The organism is Blautia sp. AF19-10LB (assembly GCF_003461245.1).
Classification (GTDB): Bacteria; Bacillota; Clostridia; order Lachnospirales; family Lachnospiraceae; genus Blautia_A; species Blautia_A intestinihominis.
Window position 1 is genome coordinate 1 of the sequence record NZ_QTWS01000010.1, and the last position, 11853, is coordinate 11853.

The 11853-nt window shown below is 46.0% G+C and carries 12 protein-coding genes, 1 tRNA gene and 1 pseudogene; 10 read left to right on the top strand and 4 right to left on the bottom strand.

What is annotated here, in order from left to right; all coding sequences use genetic code 11:
• A pseudogene (locus tag DWX28_RS07335) lies at nt 1-441 on the top strand (transposase); the annotation flags it as partial.
• A gap of 160 nt (nt 442-601) precedes the next feature.
• On the opposite strand, the gene DWX28_RS07340 reads toward DWX28_RS07335, so the two are convergent.
• The 3 genes from DWX28_RS07340 to trmB form a co-directional block, all read right to left on the bottom strand.
• Nucleotides 602-674, bottom strand: a tRNA-Lys gene (locus DWX28_RS07340).
• A 100-nt stretch (nt 675-774) separates the two neighbouring features.
• A complete protein-coding gene (locus tag DWX28_RS19360; protein WP_158565294.1) occupies nt 775-942 on the bottom strand; it encodes a hypothetical protein in 168 nt (55 codons plus the stop codon).
• 78 nt (nt 943-1020) lie between these two features.
• Nucleotides 1021-1689 (bottom strand): tRNA (guanosine(46)-N7)-methyltransferase TrmB, encoded by a 669-nt coding sequence (gene trmB, locus DWX28_RS07345; protein WP_118252308.1) that lies wholly within the window; start codon nt 1687-1689, stop codon nt 1021-1023.
• A 220-nt stretch (nt 1690-1909) separates the two neighbouring features.
• Between trmB and DWX28_RS07350 the strand changes: the two genes are divergently transcribed.
• The 9 genes from DWX28_RS07350 to DWX28_RS07390 are packed head-to-tail and all read left to right on the top strand — an operon-like array spanning nt 1910 to nt 10451.
• Nucleotides 1910-2221 carry a hypothetical protein gene (locus DWX28_RS07350; protein WP_022215070.1) on the top strand — a complete coding sequence of 104 codons (312 nt, stop codon included), beginning with the start codon at nt 1910-1912 and terminating at the stop codon, nt 2219-2221.
• Between the two features lie 15 nt (nt 2222-2236).
• Nucleotides 2237-3280 carry a V0D/AC39 family V-type ATPase subunit gene (locus DWX28_RS07355; RefSeq protein WP_118252309.1) on the top strand — a complete coding sequence of 348 codons (1044 nt, stop codon included), beginning with the start codon at nt 2237-2239 and terminating at the stop codon, nt 3278-3280.
• A 20-nt stretch (nt 3281-3300) separates the two neighbouring features.
• Nucleotides 3301-5244 (top strand): V-type ATP synthase subunit I, encoded by a 1944-nt coding sequence (locus DWX28_RS07360; protein WP_118252310.1) that lies wholly within the window; start codon nt 3301-3303, stop codon nt 5242-5244.
• Between the two features lie 37 nt (nt 5245-5281).
• On the top strand, nt 5282-5713 hold the full coding sequence (locus DWX28_RS07365) for an ATP synthase subunit C (protein WP_022215073.1): 432 nt from the start codon (nt 5282-5284) through the stop codon (nt 5711-5713).
• 17 nt (nt 5714-5730) lie between these two features.
• The gene (locus DWX28_RS07370) at nt 5731-6039 is read left to right on the top strand and encodes a V-type ATP synthase subunit F (RefSeq protein WP_022215074.1); all 309 of its coding nucleotides are present in this window, start codon (nt 5731-5733) and stop codon (nt 6037-6039) included.
• 14 nt (nt 6040-6053) lie between these two features.
• A complete protein-coding gene (locus tag DWX28_RS07375) occupies nt 6054-6641 on the top strand; it encodes a V-type ATP synthase subunit E (RefSeq protein WP_022215075.1) in 588 nt (195 codons plus the stop codon).
• Complete coding sequence (locus DWX28_RS07380; RefSeq protein WP_118252311.1) at nt 6634-8403, top strand: V-type ATP synthase subunit A; 1770 nt, start codon at nt 6634-6636, stop codon at nt 8401-8403. The genes DWX28_RS07375 and DWX28_RS07380 overlap by 8 nt, the downstream gene beginning before the upstream one ends.
• Nucleotides 8404-8419: 16 nt before the next feature.
• Nucleotides 8420-9802, top strand: a complete 1383-nt coding sequence (locus DWX28_RS07385) for a V-type ATP synthase subunit B (RefSeq protein ID WP_118252312.1) — start codon at nt 8420-8422, stop codon at nt 9800-9802.
• 16 nt (nt 9803-9818) lie between these two features.
• Nucleotides 9819-10451: a V-type ATP synthase subunit D gene (locus tag DWX28_RS07390; protein ID WP_022215078.1), complete on the top strand. Its 633-nt coding sequence runs from the start codon at nt 9819-9821 to the stop codon at nt 10449-10451.
• Between the two features lie 533 nt (nt 10452-10984).
• Here DWX28_RS07390 and DWX28_RS07395 read toward each other — a convergent pair.
• A complete protein-coding gene (locus DWX28_RS07395) occupies nt 10985-11773 on the bottom strand; it encodes a C40 family peptidase (RefSeq protein ID WP_022215079.1) in 789 nt (262 codons plus the stop codon).
• Nucleotides 11774-11853 lie beyond the last annotated feature (80 nt).

Here is an 11853-nt window from a genome sequence, read left to right on the forward strand (position 1 = left end):
CTGCAGCCGATTCTCGACGAGTACCTGAATGATTATCCAACCATCCATCTCCTGCTTCGCGGCGATAGTGGTTTTGCAACTCCTGATCTCTATAAGCAGTGTGAGGAAAACGGAACAAGCTATGTTATCCGGCTGATGGAAAACTTCATCAAAGAAAGCAAATCCGGTTTTGATTTTTCTGCGGTGAGCAGTCACAACAGAATTGTAAATGCAAACAGAGTCCAGGTACATGCTCTTGCCTATAACATATTTAATTGGTTTAGATGATTGGTATTATCAGCAAAAATGCGGAAACAACGCATTGATACCGTCCGTTTAAAACTGCTGAAGATTGCTACAAAAGTAGTTCACTCAGCAAGATATATCACATTCAAGCTGTGTAGCAGCTGCCCATATGGAAAATGCTTTAAAGATATCTTGAATACATTGTATTCAAATTAAGATTTGCTTTAGAAGATGTAAAAAAGATGTTAGAAAGTTTTTTTGAGGCATATAACAAAATGATTAAGATCCCGCAAACCCGCATAAACACTGAGTTTTTTATCACCAAAGAAAAACACCGTCCCCGCAGCTCCTACGTCTGCAAAAACAGTGTTCTTAGTGCGCCTTCAGGGGCTCGAACCCTGGACACCCTGATTAAGAGTCAGGTGCTCTACCAACTGAGCTAAAAGCGCATTTGCTATTTGATTGTGCGTCTGTTCCTCAACGCAAGAATTATTATATGAAACCTGGTGACAAAAGTCAAGAAAAATTTTATAATTTTTTAAAAAAATTTTATTTTTCCTGTTTTCCGCCTTTTTTCGGCGGCATAGAGTCAAGGAATTTGCCTAATTCTGTGGCGTTTTTCCTGATTTTTGACATGCGATCATTCAATTGCCTGTGGTCGTAGGTAAACTGGGCGAGCTTTGTCTGAACGCGGTTGTTTCCTTTTCTGGCTGGCATGGCATATCCTCCGGAAGTTGTACCCCGCAGCCGGCATCAGCCACGCTGCGAAGATTCTTCCTATATAATATGCTCTTTCTATTTCGTATGTGCGCCCTGCTTCGCGATCAATTTGCAAATAGGATTTCCCATAGAAGAAAACTTCTCCTCATACTCCGTCATCACATTACCTTCCATCATCTCTGCCTGATTATGAAGGTCAAAGGTATGTGCCAGGAGCTTCCATCCTGCCGCCTCGACTTCCTCCAGAGAAAACTCAAATAATCCCTTATTATCTGTCTTAAATTCCACCACTCCGTCATCTGCCAGGATCTGCTCATAACGCGCAAGGAATTCACGGGACGTCAGTCTGCGCTTCGCATGGCGTGCCTTCGGCCACGGATCGGAGAAATTCAGATAAATCTTCTGCACTTCACCCTTCTCAAAGATCTCCGGGAGCAGTCTTGCATCGATGCACATGAACATCAGATTTGTAAGCTTCTCTCCTTCTTCCTCCAGTCTCTCTCTCTTCTGGAGTGCACGGAGAAGCACACTGTCATACATCTCGATCCCTACATAATTGATCTCCGGATGAAGCTTCGCCATATCCATAAGAAAGCGGCCTTTTCCCATACCAACTTCGATATGAAGCGGCTGGTCTTTCGGGAACACCTGAGTCCATTTGCCCTTATGTGATGCCGGTTCCTGCACTACATAGTTACTTCCTGTAATGGCGTCCTTCGCGCCTGGTATATTTCTTAATCTCATAATCTATAATATTCTCCATTTTTCTATCCTGTTTCTTTCTATCATACATGTTTTTTATATTTGGAACAAGTATTATTCGTAATTATTGTTTCTTTTGTATTTTGTATATTTAATATAAAGAATTCGACCACTTTTTATGCAATATATACTAGAAATCCACACGTAAAAGGTGTATTATATGGTCAAGTTCCAATAAAACCAGGTCAAAGGAGGGTAAAAAATGGAGCAGATACTTAACAAGTTATCTGAAATAGAAACGACTGCCCGACGTATCATGGAAGATGCGGACCGGACGAAAGCAGCTCTTTCCTCAGAAATGGAACAGCAATGCAGGGATTTCGATGCAGCTCTGGAGCAGGAAACCAACAAAAAAATACAGGAACTTCGCAACAGTCTTGAAGAGCAGAAAGACCAGGAACTTACACTTCTCCGACAAAAAACAGAGAAGACTCTTAACGATCTGGATGCTTATTACAGACAAAACCACCAGCAGCTCTCGGAAGATTTATTCCACAGGCTCCTTGAATGCTGAAAGGAGTGACGCAATATGGGAAATCTCCTTTCTTACAGCGGAATCTCCACCAAGATCCGTGCCATGCAGAGCAAGCTGACCCGCGAAGAACAGATCCGTGAAATCCTGGAACTTTCCAGTGTCCCACAGGTAGCAGCCTACCTCAAAAAAACACCGGAATATTCCAAACTCTGGGCTTCTCTGGATGAGACGACGAGCCACAGAGGACTGCTTGAAAAATCACTGAAAACCTCGATCTTTCACAATTTTTCAAAAATATATCAGTTTGCGAACCCGGAACAGCGTAAATTCCTGGATCTTTATTCCAGGCGCTACGAGATCCGTGTTCTCAAGGAGATCATGACCAACCTGTTTGATCACCGCGACACGGATCCCGTCGATGTTTCTCCTTATCGGGAGTTTTTTCGCAGACATTCCCGGCTGGATATTGACCGACTGGTCGCCTGCACCAATATGGAGGAATTTATCAATGCTCTGAAGGGAAATGAATTCTATGGTCCGCTCTCCAGAATCCAGAATCGCGAAAATGCACTTCTGTTTGATTATGGAATGGCTCTCGACCTTTATTATTTTTCCCTGATCTGGCATGTGCGTAAGAAACTTTTTTCCGGAAATGATCTCGCAGAGATCACCAAAGCTTATGGAGAGAAATTCGATATGCTGAACCTTCAGTTTATCTTCCGCTCCAAGCGTTATTTCAATATGGCATCGGCTGACATTTACGCGCTGCTGATCCCAATGAATTACAAACTCAAAAAAGAAGAAATCTCTTCTCTTGTGGAAGCCGCATCCTATGAAGAGACCCAGTCTATTTTCCGCAAGACCTACTACGGCAGGAAATACAGTCATATTTCCGCCCAGAATATCGAAGAATTCTATAACTACATGCTTCGCACCACTCTGGAAAAAGAAGCACGCAAGGATCCTTATTCTGTGGCAGTCCTGTACTCCTACCTGTATCACAAAGAACACGAAGTAAACCGCCTGACCATTGCCATCGAGTGTGTCCGTTATGGTATCCCGGCGGAAGAAGCAATACGGTATATTCGTAACAATTAAAATCCCGGAGGTATTTTACTTTGATTGAAAAAATGAAATTTTTAAGCATCACCGGGCCAAAGGCGGATATTGACAGACTGACCAAGACCTACCTTTCCAGGTACGAGATCCATCTGGAAAGTGCTCTCGCAGAGCTCACGGATGTCGCCAACCTGTCGCCTTTTCTGGAGATCAACCCCTATCGGGAAGCATTAACGATCATTGACAGTTTCTACGAACAGCTCGATGAATCCGAGAGAGCCACTTCCGAACAGATGGATGTTGAAACTGCTCTCGCCACTGTCGACAGGATCCAGAAACATGCCAATATCCTGGAGGAGCAGAAACAGAAACTTCAGGAAGAACATGCCGGAATGGTAGAATCACTCAAGATCATCCGGCCTTTCAAAGATCTGGATTACGATATCTCAACAATCCTGAACTTCAAATATATCCATTATCGGTTCGGACGTATCGAGAAACAATATCTGCAGAAATTTGAGAAATACATTTATGACAATCTGGACACCTTATTCATCAAATGCGGAGAAGATGACCAGTACGTCTACGGCGTTTATTTTGTCCCTGAACACGAAGCTCATAAGGTACATGCTGTTTATTCTTCCATGCATTTTGAACGTATCTTCGTTCCGGATGAATACCAGGGTACCGCCAGACAGGCTTTCGAGAAACTCGACAAACGCCACCGCGATATCCACGCAGGATTAGATGCAAACAAGGCAGAATATCAGCATTTCCTCACAAGCTACGCCGACAAGATTGTTTCTGCCAAGGCAGCCCTGGAAGCCTGCTCAAGAAATTTCGATATCCGTAAACTTGCAGCCTGCACACAGGGTGAAGCGAACACATTCTACATCCTCTGCGGCTGGATGACCGAAAAAGATGCCCTCGCATTCCAGAAGGACATCCAGGATGATGACAAGATCTTCTGTCTCATGGAAGATCAGCAGGCACCGGCGAAGAAAAAACCGCCGACCAAGCTTCGAAACCCGAAACTTTTTAAACCATTTGAAATGTATGTCAAGATGTACGGTCTTCCGGCTTACAACGAAATGGACCCGACCTGGTTTGTGGCGATCACTTACTCCTTTATCTTCGGAGCCATGTTCGGAGATGTCGGACAGGGACTGGTCCTGTTCCTCGGCGGACTGTTCCTCTACAAAACCAAAAAGATGGATCTCGCAGGCATCATCGGCTGTGCCGGTGTTTTCTCCGTTTTCTTCGGTTTTATGTACGGAAGCTTCTTTGGATTCGAAGATGTCCTCAAGGCACGGTGGCTCAAACCTATGAATGCCATGATGGATGTGCCGCTTGTAGGACGTCTGAATGCCGTATTCGTGATCGCGATCGGCTTCGGAATGTTTATCATTCTGATCTGTATGGTATTTAACATCATCAATTCCATACGGAACAAAGATGTCGAGAGAACCTGGTTCGACAGCAATGCCGTAGCCGGACTTGTATTTTATGGATCTATCGTACTGACCGTCGGACTGTTCATCTCCGGCAAAAAACTTCCGGCAGCCGCAGTCCTGACTGTAATGTTTGCAGTTCCGCTGATCCTGATGTTCCTCAAAGAGCCTCTCACCAACCTGGTAGAGAAAAAATCACAGATCTTTCCGGAACAGAAAGGTATGTTCTTTGTCCAGAGCTTCTTTGAATTATTTGAAGTTCTGCTGAGTTACCTTTCCAACACACTTTCCTTCCTGCGTATCGGTGCTTTTGCCGTCAGCCACGCCGCCATGATGGAGGTTGTCCTGATGCTCGCCGGAGCCACAGAGGGAGGAAGTCCCAATTGGATCGTCGTTATCCTCGGCAACATCTTCGTATGTGCCATGGAGGGACTGATCGTTGGTATTCAGGTTTTACGTCTGGAATATTATGAGATCTTCAGTCGTTTCTATGCAGGAAACGGACGCGAGTTCCAGCCTTTTATGAAAAAAAACAGCAAAACAGCTCAGTAAAATAACAGATTTTATTTTATATCAGGAGGATATCACCATGAACATGATCATTCAAATCGTAACCGCAATCGCACTGACACTCAGCATTATCGTACCTTTTGGCTGCTTTTTCCTCGGAGAAAAGAGCAAAAAACGCTACAAAAAATCTCTGATCGCCAACTGCTTCCTTTTCTTCGGCGTGCTTCTCGTAGCAACCATCGTAAGTTTCGCAGGAACAGCAAGCGTACAGGCTGCTTCCTCTTCTGCTGACGGACTCGCTACAGGTCTTGGCTACCTTGGTGCAGCTCTCGTTACAGGTATCTCCGGTCTTGGTTCCGGTATCGCCGTTGCAAGCTCTGCAAGCGCAGCTCTCGGTGCCCTGAGCGAAGATGGTTCCCTGTTTGGTAAATCCATTATCTTCGTAGCTATGGCAGAAGGTATCGCACTTTACGGACTGATCATTTCCTTTATGATCCTTGGTAAACTCTGATCTAAGAGGCGGTTTCTATGAAAATGTATCTTATCAGCGATAACGTCGATACCTACACCGGAATGCGTCTGGCAGGTGTGGAGGGCGTTGTTGTCCATGAACGAAGTGAACTGAAGGAATCTCTGGAATATGCAGTTTCTGACAAAGAAATTGGGATCATTCTCCTTACCGAGAAATTCGGCCGAGAATTTCCTGAGATCATCGATGAAGTCCGGCTCCATCACAAAACGCCGCTGATCATCGAAATCCCTGACAGACACGGCACCGGCCGCAAGCCGGACTTTATCACTTCATATGTAAATGAAGCAATCGGATTGAAACTATAGGCAGGTGAAATGTAATGACAATAGATGAAAAGTTGCAGCACTTTTATGAGGTCTCCCTGGATGAGGCCCGTGAAGATGCCGCCAAAGCCATCCAGGACCACAAGGCATATCTTGAGCAGGTCCTGGAGGAACATAAACAATCCAGAACACAGACTGCCGAAGCTGAAGTCAAAGCTGAGGCCGAACATGTACGAAGAGAAGTAAACAAGGCGCTTTCTGCTGAACAGATCACTCTCAAGAGAGACTGGTCTCTCAGACAGAATGAACTCAAAGAATCACTTTTTGCTGAAGTCAGAGACAAAGCCCTCAGGTTTACTTCCACCCCGGAATACAGCGATTATCTCTGCCGCCGCATCAAAGAAGCAAAAGATTTCGCAGAAGATGACGAGATCCAGATCTATCTTTCTGCCGGGGACAAAGAACTTGCAGATGCACTCAGTGCAAAGACAGGCTGTACACTCCTCGTTTCTTCCGAAGATTTTCTCGGAGGGATCCGCGCGGAGATTCCGGGCAAAAACATCCTGATCGATAACTCCTTTGCCACAAATCTGGCCGCAATGCGCAAAGAATTCAAATTTGACGGAGGACTGAATCATGAATAAAACAGGTATTATTTACGGTGTCAACGGTCCCGTCATCTATCTGAAAGGCGATCCCGGCTTCAAGATCTCCGAGATGGTCTATGTCGGCAAAGACAACCTGGTAGGCGAAGTCATCGGACTCAAAAAGGGCATGACCACCGTTCAGGTTTTTGAGGAGACCACCGGTCTCCGTCCGGGCGAGACTGTTACCGGCACCGGCGATGCCATCTCTGTTCTTCTCGGACCTGGTATCATCCACAATATTTTTGACGGTATCCAGCGTCCACTGGAAGAGATTGCAAAATCTTCCGGCAAATATATCTCCCGTGGTGTCAGCGTAGACTCTCTCGACACCCAGAAGAAATGGTCCGTCCATATGACCGTAAAGGAGGGCGATATCGTCCAGCCTGGCTCGATCATTGCAGAAACACAGGAAACTGCTTCTATCCTTCACAAATCCATGGTTCCTCCGGATGTCCCGGGTGGAACTGTTATCAAAGCTGTTCCGGATGGCGATTACACGATCCTGGAACCAATCGTAACTGTCCAGCTGGACGATGGAACAACCAGAGATCTGGCACTCGCCCAGAAATGGCCGATCCGTATCCCAAGGCCGACACAGCTCCGCTACCCGGCAAGCGTTCCACTTATTACCGGTCAGCGAATCCTTGACACCCTGTTCCCGATCGCAAAGGGCGGCACTGCTGCTGTTCCGGGCGGTTTCGGTACAGGAAAGACCATGACACAGCATCAGATCGCCAAATGGTCCGATGCGGATATCATCATCTACATCGGATGCGGAGAGCGTGGAAACGAAATGACACAGGTTCTCGAAGACTTCAGCAAACTGATCGACCCGAAATCCGGAAACCTGATGATGGACCGTACCACTCTGATTGCCAACACTTCCAACATGCCTGTAGCAGCCCGTGAAGCATCTATCTACACTGGTGTCACCCTGGCTGAATATTACCGCGACATGGGTTATGATGTAGCGATCATGGCAGACTCCACTTCCCGTTGGGCAGAAGCTCTTCGAGAGTTATCCGGCCGTCTGGAAGAAATGCCTGCTGAGGAAGGTTTCCCTGCTTATCTTGCTTCCAAGCTTTCCGCCTTTTATGAGAGAGCCGGCATGATGCAGAATCTCAACGGAACAGAAGGTTCTGTTTCTATTATCGGTGCTGTTTCTCCACAGGGCGGTGATTTCTCCGAACCGGTCACACAGAACACCAAACGTTTCGTCCGCTGTTTCTGGGGACTTGACAAATCTCTTGCCTACGCGAGACATTTCCCGGCAATCCACTGGCTGACCAGTTACAGTGAATATCTGGAAGACCTGACTCCGTGGTACAGGACTCACGTTTCCCCGAAATTTGTCGCAGACCGCAACCAGCTCATGGCGATTCTCAACCAGGAAAGTTCTCTTATGGAGATCGTCAAACTGATCGGTAGTGACGTCCTCCCGGATGACCAGAAACTGACACTTGAGATTGCAAGAGTCATCCGTCTGGGATTCCTCCAGCAGAACGCTTTCCATCAGGAAGATACCTGCGTTCCAATGGAAAAACAGTTCCAGATGATGGAAACAATCCTTTATCTGTATGAGAAATCCAAGGCACTCATCAACAGAGGTATGCCTGTTTCCGTATTAAAAGAGGACAATATTTTTGAACGTATCATTTCGATCAAATACGATGTTCCGAACAATGAGCTGGACAAATTTGAACAATACAGACAGGACATCGACACATTCTACAACAAAGTATTAGAGAAAAACGGCTGACAGGAGGGACTTATTTATGGCAATCGAATATCTGGGATTAAGCGAGATAAACGGCCCTCTGGTAGTTCTGGAAGGGGTAAAAAACGCATCCTATGAAGAGATCGTAGAATTTCACATGGATGACGGAACACAGAAGATCGGTCGTATCGTAGAAATCTATGAGGACAAAGCTGTTATCCAGGTTTTTGAGGGAACAGACAACATGTCCTTGAGCAATACACACACACGCCTTACAGGGCATCCGATGGAGATCGGTCTTTCCGAGGAGATCCTCGGACGTACCTTCAATGGTATCGGACAGCCGATCGACGGTCTGGGCGAGATCACTCCGGAGGTAAGCCTTAATATCAACGGACTTCCTCTGAACCCTGTAAAACGTGAATATCCGCGAAACTATATCAACACCGGAATCTCCGCGATCGATGGTTTGACCACCCTGATCCGTGGACAGAAACTTCCGATCTTTTCCGGAAACGGTCTCCCGCATGACAAGCTTGCCGCACAGATCGTACAGCAGGCTTCTCTGGGTGATGACTCCGATGAGGACTTTGCAATCGTGTTTGCTGCAATGGGTGTTAAATACGATGTCGCTGAATTTTTCCGCCGTACTTTCGAAGAGAGCGGCGCATCTGACCACGTAGTTATGTTTCTGAACCTTGCCAATGATCCGGTCGTAGAACGACTTCTGACTCCGAAGATCGCACTGACCGCCGCAGAATATCTTGCTTTTGAAAAAGGCATGCACATCCTTGTTATCCTGACAGATATCACTTCTTTCTGCGAGGCAATGCGTGAGGTTTCTTCCTCCAAGGGTGAGATTCCTTCCCGTAAAGGTTATCCGGGCTATCTTTACAGTGAACTTGCTACTCTTTATGAGCGTGCAGGTATCGTGCAGGGCGGCAAAGGTTCTGTCACACAGATCCCGATCCTGACCATGCCGAACGACGATATCACTCATCCTATTCCTGACCTTACCGGTTATATCACCGAGGGACAGATCGTTCTGGACCGCCAGCTTCACGGTCAGGCAATCTATCCGCCGATCAATGTACTTCCTTCCCTCTCCCGTCTGATGAAGGACGGTATCGGTGAGGGCTTTACAAGAGAGGATCATCAGGACGTTGCAAACCAGCTTTTCTCCTGCTACGCAAAGGTTGGAGATGCCAGAGCACTTGCCTCTGTTATCGGTGAAGATGAGCTTTCTCCTCTGGATAAGCGTTATCTGGTATTTGGAAAAGCTTTTGAGGCAGAGTTTGTCGGTCAGTCTGAAACCGAAAACCGAAGCATCACCGAAACCCTGGACAAAGGCTGGGAACTTCTCGGACTGCTTCCGAAGGACGAACTTGACCGTATCGACACCAAGATCCTGAACAAGTATTACAAAGAAACTGTTCGCTGAGGGGAGGTGACATTTTATGGATCCTAATACCTTCCCCACCAAGGGAAACCTCATCCTTGCAAAAAACTCTCTCGCTCTCTCCCGCCAGGGATTTGAGCTGATGGACAAGAAGCGTAACATTCTGATCCGTGAAATGATGGAGCTGATCGACCAGGCAAAGGACATCCAGTCCCAGATCGATGAAACTTTCCGTGCCGCCTATGCAGCACTCCAGAAAGCCAACATGGAACTCGGTATTGCCTTCGTCGAACAGGTTTCGTACACAGTTCCTGTGGAAAACTCCATCCGCATCAAGACCAGAAGCGTTATGGGTACAGAGATCCCGCTTGTGGAATATGACAAGCAGACGACAAATACACCAACCTACGCTTATTACAGCACCAGAATGTCACTGGATGAAGCCAAGGCCGCTTTTGAAAAGGTAAAAGAGCTTTCCATCCAGTTATCCGGCATCGAAAACGCCGCGATCCGTCTGGCTGCCAATATCAAGAAGACACAGAAACGTGCCAATGCACTCAAGAACATCACGATTCCTAAGTATGAGGCACTTACTAAGGATATCCAGAATGCACTTGAGGAAAAGGAACGTGAAGAATTTACGAGGTTGAAGGTTATCAAACGAATGAAACAGAACTCCTCCGGGAGATAGGATACAGCCCACACCGCAAATATGCGGGTGGGCTGTATTTATTTGCAAAATTATCAGATAATTATTGTTTGAAACCTTAAAATAATCCTTTTGGCTGAAAAACTTTTTAATATTTGCACTATGAAAATGTCAATAGGATTTATTATCTTTTTCGTCATTTTTTTATTTTCATTATTATTGACCAAAACATTTGTTTCTTTTCATTTTATGTAAATCTGGTATTCCACATCCAATTTTTGTGGATAATGTGGATAACTTTGTGTATAACTCAATTTTCCAGTAAAATCAACCATTCTGAAATGTGGATAACTTTTGCACCTAAATCGACATTATCCACATTTTCCGACAAGTTTTGTGCAATTTGCCAGATGGTCGATTTTGTCCGATTTTCTTCGACAAAATTACTGTCACACAGTTTTTTGTTATAAAAATATACATGCAGATATTTTCCCCTGGCTCAGCTTTTTTTATACCAAAAAAGCCCGCAGAATCTTGCGTTCCGGGGCCTTATCTTTGATAGTTTTTCGTATATTTTATTTCACGTAGGTTCCGACTCCAACCGGTGTATCGTAATTGTAATCTGTGATCACGATTCCTTTATTGGAGTTCAGCGCGTGGACAACTTTACCATCGCCGATATAGAGAGCAACGTGGTTGATCCCACCTGCTCCGTAGAATACCAGGTCGCCTGTCTCCATCTGGCTGATATCTTTTTTCTGGGATGCTTCATACTGAGCTGCTGCCACTCGTGGAAGGTCATATCCAAACTCTTTAAAGACTGACATTACAAATCCGGAGCAGTCAGCACCGTTTGTCAGACTTGTACCACCGTAGACGTATGGATTTCCTACAAACTGAACGGCGAACTGTGCAATATTTTCTCTGTGTTCCACACGCGCCTGCTCTGCCTTGCGAGCTTCTTCCTCTGCTTTTTTTCTGGCTGCCTCCTGGGCTTCCTCGCGGATCCTTGTGGTCTCTTCCTTGATCTCCTGCGCTCTGCGCTCTACTTCACGGGCATCGATCACTTTCCGGGATGCCTGTTTCTTTTCCTGGTAATCCTGTGCCTGGCTCTGCGCCTGCGCTACGATCTGGTTTGCGATCGCGCTGATATCGCCAGTCTGAGTATCATCACTTCCGTCGCTGAACAGTCCGTCCTCGGCATCTGTGAAATCTGCCTCATCTTCACTGTCATCAACTTCTTCCATTTCAATCTGAACATCGCTGTCTGAGCTTCCTGAACTCAAGTCCGCTGCCTGAACACCGGTATATGCAGAAACGCTCATGCATGCACATAATAACATCACTGTTATTCTTTTTTTCATCAAATTCTCCTTTATAAAAAACTGCCATTTTTTGCCAAAATACTGCCCTATGGTATCACAATCGCCCGCACCTGTCAATT